Origin of the sequence: Tumebacillus amylolyticus (assembly GCF_016722965.1) — a bacterium.
Taxonomy (GTDB): domain Bacteria; phylum Bacillota; class Bacilli; order Tumebacillales; family Tumebacillaceae; genus Tumebacillus; species Tumebacillus amylolyticus.
The window spans coordinates 133761-153909 of record NZ_JAEQNB010000002.1; the positions used below are offsets into that span (position 1 = coordinate 133761).

General features: G+C 56.5%; 22 protein-coding genes. 7 read left to right on the forward strand and 15 right to left on the reverse strand.

The window, feature by feature from the left end:
- The first annotated feature begins 248 nt into the window (after nt 1-248).
- Nucleotides 249-749 carry a 2,4'-dihydroxyacetophenone dioxygenase family protein gene (locus JJB07_RS07555; RefSeq protein WP_201633116.1) on the forward strand — a complete coding sequence of 167 codons (501 nt, stop codon included), beginning with the start codon at nt 249-251 and terminating at the stop codon, nt 747-749.
- Nucleotides 750-809: 60 nt separating this feature from the next.
- Here the strand turns inward: JJB07_RS07555 and JJB07_RS07560 are convergent, their stop codons facing one another.
- Together JJB07_RS07560 and JJB07_RS07565 are read right to left on the reverse strand one after the other, a co-directional pair.
- Nucleotides 810-2057 carry an APC family permease gene (locus JJB07_RS07560; RefSeq protein ID WP_201633118.1) on the reverse strand — a complete coding sequence of 416 codons (1248 nt, stop codon included), beginning with the start codon at nt 2055-2057 and terminating at the stop codon, nt 810-812.
- A 144-nt stretch (nt 2058-2201) separates the two neighbouring features.
- Nucleotides 2202-3842, reverse strand: a complete 1641-nt coding sequence (locus JJB07_RS07565; protein WP_201633121.1) for a glycosyltransferase family 4 protein — start codon at nt 3840-3842, stop codon at nt 2202-2204.
- Between the two features lie 375 nt (nt 3843-4217).
- Between JJB07_RS07565 and JJB07_RS07570 the strand changes: the two genes are divergently transcribed.
- The 3 genes from JJB07_RS07570 to JJB07_RS07580 are packed head-to-tail and all read left to right on the forward strand — an operon-like array spanning nt 4218 to nt 6635.
- Complete coding sequence (locus JJB07_RS07570) at nt 4218-5078, forward strand: bifunctional 5,10-methylenetetrahydrofolate dehydrogenase/5,10-methenyltetrahydrofolate cyclohydrolase (RefSeq protein WP_201633124.1); 861 nt, start codon at nt 4218-4220, stop codon at nt 5076-5078.
- A 1-nt stretch (nt 5079) separates the two neighbouring features.
- Nucleotides 5080-5712: a cyclodeaminase/cyclohydrolase family protein gene (locus JJB07_RS07575; protein WP_201633127.1), complete on the forward strand. Its 633-nt coding sequence runs from the start codon at nt 5080-5082 to the stop codon at nt 5710-5712.
- A gap of 11 nt (nt 5713-5723) precedes the next feature.
- Entirely contained in the window at nt 5724-6635 is a 912-nt protein-coding gene (locus JJB07_RS07580) for a LysR family transcriptional regulator (RefSeq protein ID WP_201633130.1), read from the forward strand.
- A 25-nt stretch (nt 6636-6660) separates the two neighbouring features.
- On the opposite strand, the gene JJB07_RS07585 is transcribed toward JJB07_RS07580, so the two are convergent.
- From JJB07_RS07585 to JJB07_RS07605, 5 genes are all read right to left on the reverse strand, one after another.
- Nucleotides 6661-7419, reverse strand: coding sequence for a hypothetical protein (locus JJB07_RS07585; RefSeq protein WP_201633133.1), 759 nt, complete (start codon nt 7417-7419; stop codon nt 6661-6663).
- Between the two features lie 21 nt (nt 7420-7440).
- Nucleotides 7441-8256 (reverse strand): hypothetical protein, encoded by an 816-nt coding sequence (locus JJB07_RS07590; protein WP_201633135.1) that lies wholly within the window; start codon nt 8254-8256, stop codon nt 7441-7443.
- Nucleotides 8257-8428: 172 nt separating this feature from the next.
- Nucleotides 8429-8659: a CBS domain-containing protein gene (locus JJB07_RS07595; RefSeq protein WP_201633138.1), complete on the reverse strand. Its 231-nt coding sequence runs from the start codon at nt 8657-8659 to the stop codon at nt 8429-8431.
- A gap of 58 nt (nt 8660-8717) precedes the next feature.
- Complete coding sequence (locus JJB07_RS07600; RefSeq protein WP_201633141.1) at nt 8718-8930, reverse strand: hypothetical protein; 213 nt, start codon at nt 8928-8930, stop codon at nt 8718-8720.
- Nucleotides 8931-8977: 47 nt separating this feature from the next.
- Nucleotides 8978-9301, reverse strand: a complete 324-nt coding sequence (locus JJB07_RS07605) for a DUF4870 domain-containing protein (RefSeq protein WP_201633143.1) — start codon at nt 9299-9301, stop codon at nt 8978-8980.
- Nucleotides 9302-9397: 96 nt separating this feature from the next.
- On the opposite strand from JJB07_RS07605, the gene JJB07_RS07610 reads away from it, so the two are divergent.
- Both JJB07_RS07610 and JJB07_RS07615 read left to right on the forward strand, forming a co-directional pair.
- Complete coding sequence (locus tag JJB07_RS07610; protein ID WP_201633145.1) at nt 9398-9670, forward strand: hypothetical protein; 273 nt, start codon at nt 9398-9400, stop codon at nt 9668-9670.
- Nucleotides 9643-10464, forward strand: a complete 822-nt coding sequence (locus JJB07_RS07615) for a Cof-type HAD-IIB family hydrolase (RefSeq protein WP_201633148.1) — start codon at nt 9643-9645, stop codon at nt 10462-10464. Before JJB07_RS07610 ends, JJB07_RS07615 begins: the two co-directional genes overlap by 28 nt.
- Before the next feature lie 53 nt (nt 10465-10517).
- Here the strand turns inward: JJB07_RS07615 and JJB07_RS07620 are convergent, their stop codons facing one another.
- The 5 genes from JJB07_RS07620 to JJB07_RS07640 all read right to left on the reverse strand — a co-directional run bounded on the left by JJB07_RS07620 (nt 10518) and on the right by JJB07_RS07640 (nt 14780).
- Complete coding sequence (locus tag JJB07_RS07620) at nt 10518-12302, reverse strand: ATP-binding protein (protein WP_236587940.1); 1785 nt, start codon at nt 12300-12302, stop codon at nt 10518-10520.
- 135 nt (nt 12303-12437) lie between these two features.
- Entirely contained in the window at nt 12438-13634 is a 1197-nt protein-coding gene (locus tag JJB07_RS07625) for a 5'-3' exonuclease H3TH domain-containing protein (RefSeq protein WP_201633154.1), read from the reverse strand.
- Between the two features lie 31 nt (nt 13635-13665).
- Complete coding sequence (locus JJB07_RS07630) at nt 13666-13974, reverse strand: hypothetical protein (RefSeq protein WP_201633156.1); 309 nt, start codon at nt 13972-13974, stop codon at nt 13666-13668.
- Between the two features lie 115 nt (nt 13975-14089).
- Nucleotides 14090-14446 carry a hypothetical protein gene (locus tag JJB07_RS07635; protein WP_201633159.1) on the reverse strand — a complete coding sequence of 119 codons (357 nt, stop codon included), beginning with the start codon at nt 14444-14446 and terminating at the stop codon, nt 14090-14092.
- A gap of 19 nt (nt 14447-14465) precedes the next feature.
- Entirely contained in the window at nt 14466-14780 is a 315-nt protein-coding gene (locus JJB07_RS07640; protein WP_201633162.1) for a hypothetical protein, read from the reverse strand.
- A 111-nt stretch (nt 14781-14891) separates the two neighbouring features.
- Between JJB07_RS07640 and JJB07_RS07645 the strand changes: the two genes are divergently transcribed.
- Nucleotides 14892-16487 (forward strand): amidohydrolase, encoded by a 1596-nt coding sequence (locus tag JJB07_RS07645; RefSeq protein ID WP_201633165.1) that lies wholly within the window; start codon nt 14892-14894, stop codon nt 16485-16487.
- A gap of 84 nt (nt 16488-16571) precedes the next feature.
- Here JJB07_RS07645 and JJB07_RS07650 read toward each other — a convergent pair whose 3' ends face one another.
- From JJB07_RS07650 to JJB07_RS24380, 3 genes are all read right to left on the reverse strand, one after another.
- Complete coding sequence (locus tag JJB07_RS07650; RefSeq protein WP_201633168.1) at nt 16572-17111, reverse strand: acyl-CoA thioesterase; 540 nt, start codon at nt 17109-17111, stop codon at nt 16572-16574.
- Between the two features lie 143 nt (nt 17112-17254).
- Nucleotides 17255-18592 carry a metallopeptidase TldD-related protein gene (locus tag JJB07_RS07655; protein WP_201633170.1) on the reverse strand — a complete coding sequence of 446 codons (1338 nt, stop codon included), beginning with the start codon at nt 18590-18592 and terminating at the stop codon, nt 17255-17257.
- Entirely contained in the window at nt 18592-19989 is a 1398-nt protein-coding gene (locus JJB07_RS24380) for a metallopeptidase TldD-related protein (protein WP_201633173.1), read from the reverse strand. The genes JJB07_RS07655 and JJB07_RS24380 overlap by 1 nt, the downstream gene beginning before the upstream one ends.
- Nucleotides 19990-20149: the final 160 nt, after the last annotated feature.

A 20149-nucleotide genomic window follows, 5' to 3' on the forward strand; every position in this document is an offset into this window, starting at 1 on the left:
TGGTTACATTAACACAGATGGCTTTTTAAATCTAACTAAGCTATCTGAAACTGTGTCATGAAGTATTGATCAAAAAAACTAGGAGGTGGAGTCGGGCATACTTCTGGATCAAGGTAGGGGGAGCCTTTTGGGGGTACAACACGACTCTACATTTTGAATGCAGGATGTTTTGCAGTAGTAAAATTATGGTTTACAATCGTACAGAAAAATATATAATAGAGTCATCAGACAAGAAAGGGTGATTTTACATGAATACCCAATCACTGGTAAATAAAAAAGTAAAAGGCCGAGAAGCACATGCGTTCGACACCTCCTATATCGATCCGGAGACGCTTCCGTGGGTGCCGTGGGTCAACGGCTGCTTCTTGAAAGTTCTCAAAGTCAACCCGATCTCCGGCCAGTTCATGGTCATGCTCAAAACCCCGCCGCAACTTGACCTCCCGGGTCACCACCACTATGGGATCGTACTCGTTCACACGATCCAAGGTCGTTGGAGATACGAAGGCAAGGAATGGCTCGCGAAGCCGGGCGACATCGTCTTCGAACCGGCAGGCTCCTTCCACAAGCCGATCACCGCTCCGGACAACACCGATGAGCTGATCCTCTTCAACTACCTCGAAGGTTCCCTGAACTTCGTAGATGACGACGGCAACGCTCTGTTCACCCTCGACTGGGTCGCTGCAGCAGATATGTACTACAACTACTGCAAGGAACACAACATCGAGCCGGTCGACCTCGGCGCATACTAATCCAAATACAAGAGGCGTTTGGGACAACCCCCAAACGCCTTTTTTTGATAATTCATGTAGTTATGAATTTTTACGAAGTAAAAGAACGACAGCCCCGATCACGAGCGGATACAACGCCGTCCAGCCGAGAAACGGGACGACCGCAATCGTCATCAGCAAGGAAATCCAGGCACAGCGCAACCCCCATTTGTGGTCGTGCAGCAAGCGAACCCCGGCGAGGCAACCGCCCAAGTAGGTGGCGATAAACGTCGCGTTCGGGAGTTGGATCAGAGCTTTGATCGAGATCAGACCGTTTGCATAGAGCACCAGCACCACCAGATAACAAGCCCCGAGGAACAGGAGCGCGCCCGACGGCGTGTTCCTTTTTTCATCCACGCGAGCGAAAAACTTCGGCGCCTGCCCTTGTCTTGCCAACGCCAATCCCACGCGGGCCGCCGCTCCTGTGTACGCGATGGCCGTCGCCGTGCAGATGAACACAGCGGTCACCGCCGCGAGAAGTCCCCCGACGGGACCGAGAATCTGCTGAATGACGCGGGACAATGCCGCCACGGTGTCTGTGCCGCCGTAACTGCCCGTCAAAACTGTGGCAAGCGCTGCCATGAGGTATAACACCCCGACGGCCCCGACCGCGTACAAAACGCCGCGAATCGCCGTCTTTTGCGGATCGACAAACTCCTCCGACATGTGCGAGACTGCTTCCCATCCGATGAAGCACCAAAATAAAATTGCCGCCACTTCCCCGACGCTCCACCAGCCGTGCGGCATGAACGGTTGCAGATGCACCGTCTCCCAATGCGGCACCGATCCGCCAAATGCACCGACCAGCACGACGATGATCGCCGCGACGACCGCAATTTGCACTTGCCCGGCGATTTTCATGCCCAGAGAGTTGGTGCCAAGCGCCACGAGTACGATGACGCCCGCAACCAAGGCTTGCTGGAGATCTGTCAGATGCAGAACCGCCGCGAGATACCCGGAGGCGGTCAGCGCATTAATCGGAACGCCAAGCGGAACGGACAGCAGGAAAAACCACCCGACCAGCGCCCCCCATCGTTCGCCGAACGCCCGTGTCACAAAGTGCGAAACCCCGCCGGCATTCGGATAGCGGGCAGAGAGCAGCCCCATCGTGAGACCCATCGGCAACACGAGCACCGTCATCAACCCCCATGCCAAAAGCGACGCAGGCCCGGCGATTTCTGCGGCAAGGCCGGGAACCAGCAGGACGCCGGAGCCGAGCACCGCACCGATATAGAGAGCGACCAACTGTGGCAGTCGGATCGTTTTTTGCAAAGCTTTGGTTTGACTCATTCGAACTCCCCCTTCGTACGCGATTGTAGCACGAGGGTTCGAGATAGGGGAAACTGATAAATTTGATCGGAAGCATCGGTAAAACCGATTCAGTATAAAAAAAAGGAGCTCCCGCCGTGTGCGGAGCTCCCTTTTTTCATGCGTCTATTCGGCAGACAAATCGACCGGCGCGCGGCCTGCATAGTGTCCGATGATCTTGCGCACTTTGCCGTACCAAGCCTGCAGCGGAACTTTGGTCCCGCCTGTCAGCACGGAGAGCGGCGACTCGTCAAGCCAGCCCAGTGCCTCCAAATTCGGCAAGTTGTAGACATGACCCAGTTGGTGCAACGGAGTTACCGCCAAGAGATGGACGGCATTCGCAACCGAACAGCGCATCTCCATGTCGGTGCGCGAGAACAAACTATGCTCGACCGGATTCAGCGGCCCGTTCGCTTCTGCACCTTCCTCGACGGCACACTGCTCCGCCCACAGCACCAAGCGGTGCCACTCCACGTCGCGGTCGCCCGCTTCTTGCAACGCCGTCGTCACGCGCGGCATCACCCGCTCGTTGTCATACTCACGCAACCGCTCCATCGCCCGTTGCGACATCGACGTGCGTTTCTCCCCGTCTCGGAGCAAGTGGACGATCGCATCTACCGCTCCCGCCACATCGACGACCGGGCATGGAGATTCCTCCGCCCAGACGACGTCGACGAGTCGGCCGTCCCCGTCCGTCTCCACCAACTCGCCAAATCCGTTCCAGCGCGAGCAGACAACCGGAAGTCCACAGGCTTTGGCTTGCAACAGATGGAAGCCCATCGTCTCCCCCGGATCGGTCGAGAAGTCCACCAAGAGGTCAGCTCCTGCAAAATACCCGTCCCGCGCTTCCTCTGTGGCCGGCACGGAGAACGTCACCGCCTCTTGCAAACCGCGTTCCTCGACCAATACCATCACGCGCAGGCGAGCCCGTTCCACTTCGGCCGCTTCGAGTGCGTCCAACGACTCTCCCGCAGAGGGAGCCGCAAACAATTTCGAGAACGAAAAAGCAACCGTTCGCGCCCACGATTCCATCAAAGAGCTCGGAGGCGCGGTGGAGACACCGTCTCGTCGGGCCGCTGTCGACAACGCCGTGGCCGCCGCCGCCGCCCGAACGCCGAATTCACCGAGCAAAGTCAATTGCGCCGAGGGTACAAGCTTGCGAACCGCAGCGAAACAGTCGAGCAGGGCCTCGACGTTTTTGCCCTCGTCCACGCCGACCGCCAACAAATGGGTGCCTGTAGCAGATCCCGACGCACGATGTTCCGAAACCGTGATGCCCGGCGGAACTTCGACAGCACTTTCAAATTGCGGCGAGACTTGCAGCAGCGCTTTTTTTACCGAGTGTGTGCCCGCGAGCAGAACATCGCGTTCCGTCAACCACGGAGCGACGCCCGTCCATTGTCGAAGCCACGCTTCCGACCCCGCCGAATGCGCGAGGAGCAGGAATCCGAGGTCCAATTGACCATAATCGCGCGCCATCATTAAGTAGGGAGCAAGCATCGGCACGTTCACGTACCAGACGTCCAGCCCATATTGACGGCTCAACCGTTCCAAGCCTTCGCTCAAAAACGGCAACGACTCCGGCAGACATTGAATCCAATGTTGGATCGAACCGCCAAACAACTTCATTAAGGCAAACGGCGGGATCTTCACCAATTCCACTTGGGAGCCTAAACTCGTGGCCCAATCTCCGATCACCCGTTCATACCGCCGCCGGGACTGCCCGCCGACGTAGCCAATGCGAACTGCCCCCGATGCACCCCGCATGCTCCACCCTCCTCTGCTCAACTGTTTCTCTCTCAGACTACTACTTTATGAAACCGCTTTCTCTTCATGGTATAGAAAATGCAAGCAGTTGCCATGCAACGCCTGCGGAACGTTCAGAAAATTTACAGAGTTCTATGTAACTTAACCCTACCATCATCCAGAACACGTGTCAACGTGGCGGTTGGCCTATTCTTAATAGGAAAGAACTCTACTGGTCCTCCTACGTTCACAAAGATTTTGCATTGTGCGCCATTCGCTTTTTCTAGGGCTCGACAGGGGCTTTTCGCACTGATATAATCTAAACCATATCAAATGTCGAACGATCATACACACTTCTCGATATAATGTTCGAGATTTTAGGAGGTTCAGAATTTCATGAGTACGCTGATGAAAGGCAAGGAACTTGCAGACATCATCCGTCAAGACATCCTCTCGCAAGTGGAAGCTATGAAAGCCCGTGGCATCGAACCGCGCATGGCGACGGTCTTGGTTGACGGCGACCCGGCCTCCCTCTACTACGCCGAAGCAAAGGGACGTGCGGCTGACAAACTCGGGATCGACTACGAACTGCACAAACTCCCCGCCAACGTCTCGGAGGAATTTCTGCTCTCTGTCCTCGACAAACTGAACCAAGCTCCGGACATCCACGGGATCATGCTCGAACTCCCGCTTCCGAAGCACTTGAACAAACAACGCATCATCTCCGCGATCAACCCGATCAAAGACGTGGACGGCCTGACGCAAACCAACTTGCTCGCGACCATCCTCGGCACGCCGGGCCTCTATCCGGCGACGCCGCTTGCGTGCCTGGGACTTGCCAAGCACTACGGCTATGACGTATTTGGCAAGCACGTCGTCCTCGTCGGCGTCGGAGAAACGGTCGGCAAACCGCTCCTCCACCTCCTGCTTCGGGAAAAAGCGACCGTGACGGTCTGTCATTCCAAGACCCCGGATCTCTCCGTCCATCTCAAACAAGCGGACTTCGCTTTCGTAGCAGCCGGTCGCGCCGATTTGATTCGCCCGGAGATGGTGCATGAGAACCTCGTCCTGATCGACGCCGGCATCAACGAAACGGCAGACGGCAACATCGTCGGCGATGCACAACCGGAAGTTGCCAACCATGTCGCCGCCATGACCCCGACTCCGGGCGGCGTCGGAACGGTCACCACCGCTCAACTGTTCGCCAACTTGATGACGGCGATGAATCTGCAAGCCAATCGCGAGGAGGTACGCTAACATGACCACGAGCACATTTGACCAACCGATTCGCACGTTCCTCACCGCCGCGGCTTCGAACTCGCACACTCCGGGTGGCGGCAGCGTCGCAGCTCTGGCCGCAGCGCTCGGCGCTTCGATGACGTCGATGGTCGCCAACCTCACCCAAGGCGCGAAGTTCGCCGAACTGGAAGCCGACATGCAGAAGATCGCAAGCGAAATGGCGGCGAACATTCGCGAATGCGACGAACTGCTCGAGTCTGACATGCAGTCGTTCGACGCCTACATGATCGCCCTCAAACTGCCCAAGGACACCGAGGAGCAAAAAGCGTCCCGCTCGCTCGCGCTTCAGTCCGCCGCCATCTCGGCGACCGCTGTGCCGCTTCGCCTCGCGGAACTCTGCCGCGACGCACTGGTCACTTCCCAGTCTATTGCCGAAATCGCAAACAAGAACGTCATTTCGGACCTCGGTGTAGCGGCTCTGTTGCTCGAAGCGGCCGCGCAATCGGCGCTGTTGACCGTGGACATCAACTTGCCGGGTCTCAAAGACCTTGAACGCAAATCTCAGTTCACCGCAACCCGCAACCAGATTGAGCAAGACGTGGTCTCCCTCCGTCAGTCCGTCGTCACCGCCGTGCGCGGGCGACTCGCGTAACGGGTCGCGCAATGGAACTGCGTCATCTCAACACGTTCAAGGTCGTAGCGGAAGTCAAAGGCTTCACACGTGCGGCCGAACTGCTCGGCTATGCGCAATCCAGCGTCACAGCCCAGATTCAAGCGTTGGAGGAAGAACTCGGGGTTCAACTGTTCAACCGGCTCGGCAAACGCATCGTCTTGACCGAAGCGGGCACGCAATTGTTGCCGTTCGTCGTCGAGATTCAGAAGCTCGTCGAAACGGCCAAAGCCGATCTGCTACAAGCCCAAGTTCCGCAAGGAACGCTGACGATCGGGGCTCCGGAATCGCTCTGCGCCTTCCGTCTCCCCCCGCTCTTGCAAGAATTTCGCCGTCAGTTTCCAAACGTCAAGATCGTACTTCGCCCCGGTCTGTGCTGGCAGTTGCGCCAACAAATTCGCAGCGGCGAACTGGATCTGGCGTTCTTGCTGGACGAGGAGAAATCGGAAGGCAACGACCTGCACGCCGAAGTGCTGGTGCCGGAGCCGATCAAACTGATCGCCCCGCCACAGCACCCGCTGACCGCTCGCAAAGCGGTGTACCCGACCGATCTCAAGGAAGAAACTCTCTTCCTCACCGAAGTCGGCTGCACGTACCGCACGATGTTTGAAACCCAGTTGAACGCGCACGGCATCTACCTCGACCAACAGTTGGAGTTCGGGTCGCTCGAAGCGATCAAGCAGTGCGTCATCACCGGCATCGGGCTTGCCCAACTGCCGGAAGTCGTCGTCCGCCAAGAGCTCGCCGACAACCGCCTCGTCGCTTTGCCGTGGGCGGGAACTCCCGTCCACGTCCACACGATCTTGCTCTACCACAAAAGCAAGTGGGTCTCCCCCGCCATGCGGGCGTTCCTCGAGATCACCCGAGACCATTTTGTCCCCACGACGAAAAAAACCGCCCGGTAAGCACCGTGGCGGTTTTCTTTTTGCCTCAAAACGTTGTAACGCCTTCGAAGTTGTTTGTCGCAAAGAGCAAGAGCAGGATGAAGAACACCACAACAACCAAGAAAATCAACACAAACGAGATCGCATACGGGATAAACGGACCCCAGAACGCTTTGGCTCCCGAGACGCCGTAAATTTTGCGGATGGCGAACACGCGCTGGACGATGCTGTACGCGATCGCCCCGAGCGACAGGATCGACGTAACGGAAGAGCCGAGCATCTGGACGATGACTTGTGTCGGGTCCACGCCTTCCGTGAACGGTTGCTTCTCCGGCAAGACCAGCAGGGACAACAGAGTTCCGAGGAAGCCCACAAGCAAACAGATCGAGTACGTATACGGCTGGATCAGTTGCACGAGGCGAGATTTCTCGCTTTTTTCCGAAGGGGTAAGCGTTGCATACGTCTCGCCTCCGACCATGCGCAGACCCATGCGTACATACCACGCAAACCAGAAGCGGGACAACACCGAGTCGATCAAGAGCCAGACGACCGTCAGGAACCAGACCACCAAGGAAATCGCAAGCGTTATACTTTTCGTTGAGTCGAACAACCCGAGCTGTTCGTTCATGAATTCATAGGGAGCAAACGCCTTGCTTCCACCCAGCAAGAACAACAGCAAGTAGAACACCGCTGAGACGCCCACGATCAACCATGTTGCCTGCCATGACTTCCTCATGCTGCGTTCCGTGAGCAACTTATCAAGCGTGGCGTTCGGTTTGAAGATTATTTTGAAAAAATCAGCCATATGCGAGATGAAACCTCCTGTCTACAAACCAAGATGAGAGCTAAAATCGGGTGTCGGGTCGGGAGCGTACGGCGCGACCCCGCCCAAGAGATTGTTGAGCAGAACGAGGAACACACAGATCGCCACCCCGGCCAAAAGGAGCAACCCATACAGGAGCAACGGCCCCCAAAACGCCTGACCTGCGCCAATCCCGTAAATTTTCTGAATCGCGATCGTGCGCGCGATGATCATATACACCCACATCCCCACTTGCAGGAAGATGAAGACGCACCACAAGCCGAGCGTCACCCAATACGTCGCGACCATCGCCGACGGTGCGAGGTGAATCGGTGCTTCGGGATCGAGCATCATCGCATATCCCGGCAGCAGCAACAACAGCGGAGCCAGCAAGATCGACAGCAACTTCGGCCAGAAGTTGATCCAAGTCGTATAGGGATGGATCAAGCGCAGCAGTCGGCCGTTTTCCTTGCGATGTTCAGGATCGGTCGGGTAGTGGTCGTGCGCGGAGATGCGCAACCCGATCCGCACGATCCACGAAAAAAACACCCGTCCAAGACCCAGCGTCACCAACGCATAGGTCAGACTGCCGATGAGGAGCCCGCCAAAGACCACCCACATCGCCAAATGAGCCAGCAGTTCTTCTTCAAAGTAAAACGCCGGTTCCCGGTTGCGATCGACAAATCGGAAGAAAAACACGGCGAACACGAACATCACCAGCACATTCAGCCCGATCAGCAACCACGTCGTGCCCCGAGAACGATCCAGCCTGCGCTCCGTCAACACACGCTCCAAAGTCTTCCTCGGACGGAACAGGATTGCAATCAAGTGCTTACCCAACGAGGACTCATCCTCCTCTTCCCATACCTGTCAAAAAGGGGTCATTCAGTTCTCGTCCAGTATACCACGAAATCTACGCCCAAACGCCCGAAAAAAGACCGCCAACCGTCGGGAATCGCTTCCACGACAGGGCGGTCTCCGCTCGCTTTTTTGAAATGAGTTTCGGCGCGGATTACATCCGTTGCGCCGCTTTTACGAACAGCGGTTCTCCGCCGTTCAGCCCGCAGAGTGCGCATTGGACGAGGCGATGCTCGCCGCGATAGGGCTGTGCCATCATGTCGCTTTCGTCGATATACCCCACCAGCTCGCCGGTTTGCGGATGAAGTTTGACAGAGACCGGCTGTTGGTCGAGGATGTGAAACCGCATTTTGTTGCGGCACGAGGGGCATGCGTAAGGTTCCATCGCTGTGACCTCCTAAGGAAGTATGGCGGAGGCCGCGAGACGGCCTCCTGACCTCGTGTTACGCGCGGACGAGAGGCACCACTTCTTGCAACGTGGCATCATCAAAGCGGGTAAGGATGCCGAGAGTCAGCTTCCTCGCCTGTTCGTCTGCGAGTTTGGCGTACATCGTCTTGGCGAGACCCATCTGGGCGAGCAGCGCGTTGAGCTTCATCCGAGGCATGTCGGACAGCGAGCCCCAGAGGTTGTCGAGAACTTGTTGTCTGTTTTCCATGACGACACCCCTTTCACACAAGGTACCTCCTTAGGATACCCGTGGAACTAAATCCAATTCCCGGTAATCGGGTAGTGATAGCGTTCTTCGTTGAGTGCGGCCAAGATTCCGCGAATCGTCCCCCAGATGCCCATCAGCCCGAAGACCACCAGCATCGGGAACCCGATGAGAATCCAGCACAACCACCCGGAGATCGTCATGAGAATCAACCACACGAAGTGGAACAGGAGTGCTTGCGTCGCGTGATGACGGACAAATTTCGAATTCGCCCGCAGAATCAAGATCACAATCGGTGCAATGAACGGCAGCAACAATATCGACAAGTGTGCCGCCATCGCCCAATATCGGTCGTACCGGCTTGCCACATACATGTTTCATCTCTCCTTGAGATTCGGATGAATAGTACTACGAATCACGGGGTCAAAGGTTTCAAGGAGTGTGGTAGAATAGGTTCCGAGGTGAACCATATGGCAGACTATAAAGCTACGATTCATATACACCCGGCCGGTCAGCGGGCGGTGCAGGTGGCGACGGCGAGAGTGCATTTTTTGAACCAGATCTTGCAGATTCACGACCTGACCACCCAAGACGGCATGTGCTGGGAAGGTCCGCTCGATCCGGATGAGATCGGACGGATGTTGCAAAGTTCGTATTTGATTATCTTAGAAGGCGGGCGCACCTACCGCGTGTCTTCCGTGGAGGCGACAGACAGATGGTACGTGAATCGAATCTCGAACTGAACCGCGACACGCGCGACTCCGACATCAAGATCGTTTTCTTCGACGTCGACGGCACTCTCATGCATCAGAAAAAAATCCCCGACTCCGCCAAGCGGGCCGTGGATCTCTTGAAAGCCCAAGGCATCCTCCCCGTGCTCGCCACCGGACGCAGTGAATTTGAAATCGCCTCGGTGCGCGTGGAACTCGGCATCGACTGGGCGGTCACCTGCAACGGCGCACACGTCGGCTACCGAGGCGAGACGATCTACGGAACGCCGTTCCCCCGCGAGATCGTCGTGGAATGGATGGAGCGCGCAGCCGTTCGAGGCCACTCGTTCCTGCTCTACGGCGCTGAGAAAATGCTCATCTCAAGCTCCGCCGAATGCCCCTACTTCCAACAAGCGGACGCCGAGATCGGCTTTCTCCAACCGCTGACCTACTCGTCGCTTGCCGAAGTGCCGGACATCTACCAGTTCATCGGCTTCGTGGACGAAGAACAACAGAAGCTCTACACCGACGGCTACGAGGACGAAGTGTTCCTCCACCGTTGGCGCACCTGGGCGGTCGACTTGAACCCGCGCGGTGTGAACAAGTCGGTCGGCATCTCCACGCTGCTCGACCATTTCGGCTTCACTCCCGCCCAAGCCGCCGCATTCGGGGACGGCCTCAACGACCGCGAGATGTTGCAATTCGTCGGACGCGGCATCGCGATGGGCAACGGTCATCCCGATCTGCTCGCCATCGCCCCCTACCGCACCAAACACGCCGGTGAGGACGGAATTCTCTACGGTGTCGAGAACCTCGTGCTTGTCTAAAAGAAGACCCACACGTCGCGGGACGTGTGGGTCTTTTTTTCCAGCTTACAAGCCTATCTGCCGACGGGGATCAGGATCGTGAACGTTGTCCCTGCTCCTGCCGCCGAACGGACTTTGAGTTTGCCGCCGTGACCTTCGATGATGCGGTGTGAGATCGGCAAGCCAAGGCCGGTGCCGTGTTCCTTGGTGGTGAAAAACGGGTCGAAGATTCGCGAGAGGTCGTCCGCTTGAATCCCCGGCCCCTCGTCGATGACGTCGAAGCGAATGTGATTGTCGGTGATGAGCTGTTTCGCCGTCAAGCGCAAACTGCCGCCGGGCGGGGTCACGTCGAAGGCGTTTTTGCAGAGGTTGAGGAAGACTTGCTTCATCTGCTGGACGTCGAGGTTCAATTCCGGCAATTCGTCCGCCTCTTCGATCTCCAAAACGACGCCGCGCAGATGAGCCTCCGACTCCACCAACCGCACCACTTCTTCGAAGAACCTCGCCGTATCCACGACGGTCCGCTGCGGGGCGGTGGGTTTGGAGACCATGAGGAAATCGGAGAGGATCGTGTTCGCCCGATCCAACTCCGGGATCAACAGCGTGCGGGTGAGATTCGCGAAATTCTCGTGCTTGACGGAACCGGCAGCCAACAATTGCAAGAAGCCAAACACCGTCGTCAGCGGGTTGCGAATCTCATGGGCTATCCCGGCGGCAAACTGGCCGATCAGCGCGAACTTCTCGTTGCGCATCATCGCCTCGCGCATCGCAAGCAACTCTGTCATGTCCTCGAAGATCAAGATGTACCCCACGGCAACGCCGCCGGTGCCGAGAATCGGGTTGCCGTCCAGACGGAGGGTCAACGTGCGGTCGCGCATCTTGATCGTCCGCTGGATGTCCCGGATGGGCAGGCCGCGGTCGACGAGCGAGTTGAGAAACTCGACGACTTCGCGGTCCTGTTGATCTATGTAGGTGGCGTAGAGTTCGTTCAAGGATGTGCCGATGACTTCCTCCGCGGAGAGGCCGAAGATCTCTTGGGCTTTTTCATTGAACCCGGCCACTCGGCTTTCGGAGTTCAAGATGAGCAAGCCGCTGTTCATCGAGTTCAAGACGAAACTGAACTGCCGTTGCAGGTTGTAGAGGCGTTCCTTCTCAGAGACAGATGAATACGTGACGGCGATGACGCCGGAGACGTCGCCGTTGGGCTCGACGAGCGGCACGAAGTCTTTCTCATTGAGCGATTGTCCCTCGTCCCCAAACGATTCGAGTCGCATATGGACACGATTCCCTGCGAGTACACGCGCCCACGTGTTTTCAGGGTCAGGGGTCTCGTTGTATTGGTCGGCAAGATCATTGCGATTCTTGCCCACGAGCTCTTCCAACGATACACGGTTGTTCTGCAGACAGCGCTCATTGGCGAATACACAATAGCCTTCGCTGTCATAGATGACAACGGAAAGCGGCAGAGAGTTCAGCACTTGGTTGCGCTGTTGCTCCGATTGCCGTGTGAACAATTCCTTCTTGCGAGCTTCGTACCCGTAGAGAAATTGGTTCGTATAGAGCGAGAAAGCGGAGGAAGCTTGGAGCATTCGGGACAAGGCCATATCTTCCGGCCATTGCCGCATATGTCGGTACAAGTCCTTGAGCAACCGATTCCGTACCGATTGGCCGAGTTGCAACATCTCCTGCATTTCCATACCTTCACAGGCCAACGCATACCCTTTTTCATACGCATGCCGGCCATAAGGAGCGACCAGAGCCTCCATGTCCACGTGGGACGTTTCGTCGAGAGCTCCGATCAAATCCCCCATCAATTCTTCCAAAACGAGGCAGGCGTGATCATTTGTTTCCTCGGTCATGGACTTCAAGCGTTTCGCCTCCGCTCTTCGGGTTTATTCTAATTAAATTTTTGACAGCGGATGCTCTCATTCCTCCTCATTTCGTAAAAAAGTGAGAATTCGAAAAAAAGCCCCAGCTGCGCTGGGACTTTTGGCTTATACCGGTTGCTCCGTCGGAGAGGACGCAGGTCCGTTCGCCGGCTTTTTTCGACGTCGGCGGCGGGGGCGTTTCTTTTTCGGTTTGTCCTCGGCAGTCGCAACTGCCTCATCGGACGTTTGCGCGACGGGAGCGGTTGCAGAGGGAGCGTCCGTTTTTTCAACGGATGTTTCCGCCGTTGCCACTGCTTCTCCCGCGCCTTGGCTTTTCGGCTTGCGACGGCGTTTGCGTTTGCGCTTCGGCTTGGTCTCCGCCGTTGCTTCCTCCGCAATCGCGGGGGCCATTTGCGTCAGAGCGACTTCTTCGACCTCGTTGTCTTCGTCCCGGTCCTCGTGCTCCAAGTCGGCATGCTTCGCGTAAAACGCTTTGCTTCCGTCCTTCTCCCACCAGTTCGAGACGAGATAGTCTTCCCAGCGCAGATAGAAGCGCATGTCGCAACGGATGCGGGCGAGTTCCAAGTTGGTCAGAACGTGCTGACGATGGCTGAGAATCAACGATTCCGTTTTGTTGCGCGCTTTGTCATTGTCGAGGAAGTCCGTCAGTTTCGGATACGTCTCCAAGACGCGCAGCGCATTGGGACGACGCAGGCCGGAGATGCCCTTGATGTTGTCTGTGCGGTCTCCGAGCAGCGCTTTAATCTCCGGAAGTTTCTTGGGATCGACTTGCACGATGTCCTTGACGTTCTTGTGCGTGACCCAAGTGCCGGTGAAAACGCCCGAGTTGATCTGGTAGAGCTGAGTCTTGGTCGTCACCAACTGCGCGAGGTCCATGTCGCCCGAGCAGAGGATGATGCGACGGAACGTGCGCGCTTGCTCCGCACGTAGCGAGATCGTCCCCAGCAGGTCGTCCCCTTCGTAATCCTGTGCGTACAGATACGGAATTTCGTCCTCTTGAAACTTTTTGTAGATCGCTTGCTTCAACGGGTAGACTTCCTTGGGCCGTTCCTTGCGGTTCGCCTTGTAGATCGGCGAGAGGCGGTGGCGGAAGTTTTGCCCGTCATTGTCAAAAATCACGATCATATGCGTAGGTTTGAACCGCCGCGCCAACTTGCGCATCGTCGCCGTAAACTGCTGGCAGGCTTTTTCAACGATGCGTTCGGTCGCTTCCTCATAGTCGCCGCGCTTTTTCGCTTTGGCGATATGACGGAACAGAACCGAATACATGATATGGTTTCCGTCGATCAGCAGGAGTTGCAATGATGTGGCCTCCGCTTCATTCTCGTCGTAATCAAAGCTCGTCATCCAAGTCTTCGAGCATCATCAACAGATCGCGGCGCAGGAGATGTCCTGCTTCCTCGATCGACACCGTCTGAAGCGGATTGACTTCTCCGTTCAACACGGTAATAAACTGCGCCTCACTCCCGCGCATCACGACTTGAAACAGCGCGTCATGCTGGAGATGGCGGTACTCGACGATCAAATATTCGCCCTCGTCCACCTGCAAAGGTTCTTGCGGGGTACGGGTGCGTTCAAAATTGCCCATCCGCTCCGGCAGCGGAGAATGCTGCAAAGCGGCGAGAATCTGGTTGGTATCCAATATGTAGCTCTCCCTTCATCGGCACTCTTAGTGTACCACGTTCTGCCAGCAGATAGACGGAAAAGGTACCGGATGATTCGCGCATTCGCGCCTCCGCTACCCTCTCCGCTGTGGATTAATCCTTTTCTCGACTTGCATGTTCTTCGGCCAATCCGTGACCTTCTTCGTCCGTTGTGGACGGTTCCAACCTCATCCAGTTGTTCAGGTCGTTGATGACACTGGCGATGAAGAACACGTCTTCGTACAACTCCACGACACGATCCCAATCGTCCTCGACGGCAATTTTCAGTTGGCGGTCTTCGATGATCTCCTCCAACTCCTTGATGCGGTCCGGGATTCGAGAGCGAATGCTCTCCCAGCGATGGATCAGGTCTTCCTGTTCCGCGCGGGTGTACTCGTGCCATTCGTGGTGCTGGACGGGGATCTGGATGCCCAATCGCTCGTTGAAAACAAATTCAAATCTGGCTGTCATCCCGCCGCACCTCCTTCTCTTAGAAGTGTGCCTTGGCGAGATCGGCGTACACGCTTCTGGAGAGGATGTTGAGGTCGCACACAACGCTTGCGATCTCCATCATCTCCGTATTCAGACGATGCATTTCGTCCGCGTCATTCGCTTCATACATCGCGTCCAGCTTCTCCATGATCTCAACTTCCAGTTCGGAGATGCGCATCGTCATCCCCGAACACATAATCGCCCAACGCGTCATGATCTTGCGGCGCTCCTCTTCGGAGTAGTTCGTCCAATCAAGATCGGGGCGCAATACATTCACACCGAGTCGTGTATCAAAAATAAAAGCCTCTTGCATCTGGCTCTCCCTACTTTCTAATCTCGAAAAAAGTCCATTTAACATCCATTGTAGATTGTGCGCGCCCGGTGGTCAACAAGTATAATGATAGAAAAAAGGGGAATTGCCACCATGACCACGATCTTCACAAACGCCCGTGTCTACACGATGGATTCAACCCAACCCCGTGCCGAAGCCATCGCGGTCCGCGAAGGACGCATCTTGGCAGTTGGCTCCAATGCGGACATTCGCTTGCAGTTCGCCTCCGCCGATGCGCAAGTCATCGACCTCGACGGCGCGACCGTGCTGCCGGGCCTGATCGACAACCATCTACACGTCTCCAACCACGGCCTCAAGCTCTCGCAACTCGACTTCTCGAACGTCACGTCCGCCGAGGACATGCTCCGACTCATCCGCGAATGGGCAGCTCGTGCGCAGCAGGACGAGTGGGTCGTCGGCATCGGGTGGAACGAAAACAACTTCGCCGACCGCCACATTCCAACGCTCGCCGAACTGGACGAAGCTGCACCGCACCATCCGATCTTCCTCACACGCATCTGCAACCATGCGTTCCTCACCAACACGAAAGGCTTCGGACGAGCAGGCGTTCACTCAAACTCCTCCGATCCGTCTGACGGTGCGTACGGTCGAGATGAAGCGGGCCATTTCACCGGCATGATCTTCGAAAACGCCTACCGTCCGTTCCGTGCCGCGATCCCGAAGATGAGCTATGACGAATTAAAAAGCGCGCTGCGCCTTGGTGTCCAAGACGCGTTGCGCCACGGCTTGACCTCCGTGCATACAGAAGACCTCCGCTATCTCGGCGGGTGGGCGAACACGTGGAACATGTACCGTGAACTGATCGTCGGAGAAGACCTCCGCCTGCGTGCCAACCATCTCGTCTACTATGAATTTCTCGACGAGTTTATCGAATCGGGCATGACCACGGGCGACGGAGACGAGTGGGTCAATGTAGGTGCCGTCAAAATGTTCGCAGACGGCGCGATGGGCGGTCGCACGGCCCTGATGTCGTTCCCGTACCCGGATGCCCCGCATACGCACGGCACCGCGATTCTCTCGCAAGACGAGATGAACGACATCGCCCGCCGAGCTGCGGCACACGGCATGCCGATTGCCGTTCACGCCATCGGAGACGGCGCGACCGACATCGTGCTCAACGCCATGGAGCAGAATCCGGTCGCCACTCACCGCCATCGTCTCATCCACGCGCAAGTTCTGCGCCCGGAACAAATTGAACGGATGAAAAAATTCGGCGACTCCCTCGCGCTCGACTTGCAACCTCGTTTCGTCCCGTCCGACTTCCCGTGGGTGAAGGAACGCATCGCCGAGCACTATTGGCCGACCTCCTATGCGTGGAAAACCCTGCTCGAAGCCGGGCTCCTCTGCGGCGGCGGCTCTGACGCACCGATTGAACCCATTGAACCGTTGCTTGGCATCCACGCCGCCGTCACCCGTCGCAAGCCAAACGAAACACACGAAGGCTACGGCCCCGAGCAAAAACTGAGCATCGAACAAGCCCTGCACCTCTTCACCATCGGCGGCACCTACGCCACACGCGAAGAGGACGTCAAAGGCACGATCACAGCCGGCAAATTCGCCGACCTCACGATCCTCGACGGCGACATCATGACCTCGGAGCCGGATGCCATCCTCGAAACCAACGTCATCCGCACCGTCATCGGTGGCAAAACCGTCTTCGAAAACTAACAGACCCCTCAACAAAATGAGACCTCGAAAAAAAAGACCAAAGCACGCGTGCGTGCCTTGGTCTCTTTTTCATAGCCTCAGGTTTTACACTTCCCAGGGTTTCGCGAGGTGGAATTTCTCCGCGAGTTCACGGGACGTGGCACGGCGTTCACGACGAATTTCGTTGCGGGCCGGGGCGGAATCGTGCAGGAACTTCTCCTCTTCGCTCTCCGGAAACACCGGCGGCACAACGATCGGACGGTTGTCCGGGTCAAGCGCAACGAAGGTCAGGAACGAAGTCGCACAGATCGCGCGATGCCCCGTCATCAAGTCTTCCGCCGTCACTTTCACGAACACTTCCATCGAGGTCTTGTGCGTCCACGTTACGAACGATTCGAGGCAAATCGAATCCCCCAATCGAATCGGGTGCAAAAAGTCCACCGAGTCGGTCGAAGCCGTAACCACGCGCTGGCGGCAATGACGCATCGCCGAGATCGCGGCAATGTCGTCGATGTAGGACATTACTTTGCCCCCGAACATCGTGTTGTGGTTATTGGTATCAGGTGGCAAGACGATGCTCGCCTTGACCGCTCTCGACTCCACCATGCGCTTGGGCGGCAGGCCTTGGGTCGTCTCTTGGCTCATCTGTCAAACTTCCCTTCCGTCTCAATCTCGTTTGTCTAGTGGTATTATATACGATGCCATCGTGTTTGTACGCCGTTCTGCTATATCCGAACTTTTCCGTCTCTTCCATAAAAAAACCTCTCCAATTGGAGAGGTTTTTTCTGCTATTCGCCCGCGATGGTTAAGCGGTTTTCAAAACGAATCGACACCGGTCCTTGGTAGCCCCCGCTGAAAACGCTCTCTTGCGCATACTTGGCATGAGTCAGCATGTGGAAGATGTTCCCGCTGACCGACCCGCCCTTGACCGGAGTTCGGTTGCCGTGCTCATCGATGTAGTACCCGAGCTTGATCTCCGCAGCAAAGTCACCCGTGAACGTATTGGGCATCATCGCCGAGAACGCCACGATGTAATAGACCGGGCCTTTGACCAGATCCTCTTCCGGCGTCGTGCCAGGTTGCAGGACGAGGTTGCCCGCTTCGCCAGTCGCTTCAATGCCGAGGTAATCGGCATAGCGCTTCGTGGAGATGTAGCGACGGAATTCGTTGTTCTCGACAACCGCCACTTCACGTCCCGCCAAACCTTCGCCGGTGAAGCGATACGAACGATTGCCATACGGCAGCACCGAAGAGAACGACGCGTTGAACGCCTCGCCCTCAACTTCTGCCTCGCCAAAGAAACTCTCACCCGGCACCAGATTGGAGAGCTTCATATATTTGTATTGCGCACCGGAACGGAAATGCAACGGCGAGAACAGGTCTTCAAATTGCGAATACGAGATGACGACCGGACCCAACCACGTCTTCGGCAGTTCGGCGACGATGCTGTCACGCGCGTATTGCGCGTTTTCCGCAATCAGTTCTGCAATGTTGAGGTCTTCGATGCGACGGCGCTTCTCCACAAACCAGTGCTCCATCTCTTCGCTTTCCCCGCTCTTGGCAAGCAGCACGACTTCCACGAGGAACGAAGTTTCACGCTGCTCGACTTGGACGCCCTCTTTGTTGAAGAGTCGAAGCGTGATCTCTTCGAAGAACATCTCAGCGGCCGACATGCGCACGCCGTCTTCCTTCTCCACCGCTTGGAACAGTTCGGCGGTGAACGCTTCGAGCGTGCCAAACGGATTTTGAAGCGTGGCTTCATCGACGAGCGGCACATCCGGGTAGTGCTCCGGTTGCGGAATCGTCCACGGTTCGTTGTTGGTGAGCGACGCCGAGAGCAAGCCCTCTTCAATCTTGGCGGGGATGTTCGGCAGATCGGAATCGGTCAACGTGATCGTAGAAACGCCCATCGACGTCCCCTCGCCCGACGGATGCGGATGCGTGTGGTAGAGCGTCACTTTGTAGACTTCCTGCGTGACTTCACGAGTCGCTTCCGGACGTGTTTGAATCAAATAGTGTTGCCACTCCCGCTTCTGCTCCTGCAGAACCGACCATTGCGCGACGTCCGGGTGTTGGTTCAAATGCTCGATCAGGTCAGAGATCAACTGTCCGGTTTGCAATGCCATTAGCCCAATCGCCCCTTTAATCGAAGATGCGGACCGCCGTCGGTGACCGGAACCCATTCCTTGTGGCCTTTGCCACAGGTGCCCGGGCCGAGATGGAAGTCTCCGCCGACCATCGAGATGCTCGACAGCAATTCCGGCACATAGCCGGTCAGACCGATCGACTTGTAGACTTTGCCCGTGAATTTGCCGCGTTTGATCTCACGGCCCAAGTGAATCGTGCATTGGATGCCCCAGCCTTTCGGGTCCTCCATGCCGTTTTCACCCGATTCAAGATAGATGCCGTCGTCGATGTCCGCCATCATTTCGTCGAGCGAATGCTGCCCTTGCCCGAAGTACGTGTTCGTCATGCGCGAATACGCTTTTCGCATGTACGATTCGCGACGGCCGTTCGAAGTGCGCGGCAATTCTAACAATGAAGTCGAGTAAAGGTCGCCGATGCCTTGTTTGAGAATGCCGTTCTCGATGATCGTCGTGCGCGATGCAAGTTGCCCTTGGTCGTCGATAAAGTGCGAGCCAAACGCACCCTCCACCGTCGGGTCGTCATACATCGAGACGCACTCGGCCGCCACTTGGCGGTTCAAATACTCCCGGCCCTTGGCGCGGTCCTTGAGGAACATATCAATCTCTGTACCGTGCCCGAACGCTTCATGCGCAATCAATCCGCTGACGAACGGCGCGGTGATGCAATCGTAGAGACCCGGCTGAATGCGTTCTGCCGTCAACAATTGGAGAGCGTTGTCCTTGGCAATCACCAAGCTCTCATCCGGCAGCACGATGCGCTCAAACCCGCCGGAGCCCGAAGTGGCCGCCACGTCCCAATCTTGCGTGGTGCCGTCGGAAGCAAATACCAACGCGTTCAACGCCATGCGGGTCAAATCTTGCGAGACCAGCGTATGACGGTCGACGAACAATTTCTGTTCCCGCATCTCCGTGTAGCCAACCAAGACGTTGGACAAGCGAGAATCAAGACCTTTGGCGAACGCGAGGCGCTCTTTGCAAAGTTCCAACTTCTCACGAAGCGATACGTTTTCAGGCAAACGAGCCGCTTTGGCGATATAGTGGCCCTCACGTTTTTCACCCAGTTGCAAATTCGGACCGTTTTTGACCGGCAACGCTTGTTCAACCAAAGCCATCGCGCGGCGGTAGAGATTGTCGCGCGTCAAGTCGTGCGTGGCATGTTCCCACAAGCGTTCCCCGTCGTACACGGTGATGACCGCGCCGACGTTCGGTGTGAACGGATCGACCGATTCCTTGGTATAGTCGACAGCAATCCGGGTTCCCGTCGTCGAGAGCACAACGACCGATGCATACGGCACGCGGCGCTCCATCTCTTCAATTAAACTCGGTAAAAACGAACGCAAAGTTGCGGTTGTCTCTTGAAAATAGGCAGTTGTCACGAAGACGCCCCCTCCCTGTACTTCACACTTCTACAACCATATTCGAAATTAATTCTGCAATTCCTCTTCGTGCCGTTGCAATTTGTTATTTTTTCCCTTGTATTCATTTGCAATCAAAGTTATATATCTACTACTTTATTTATAGACAAAAGAACAAAAC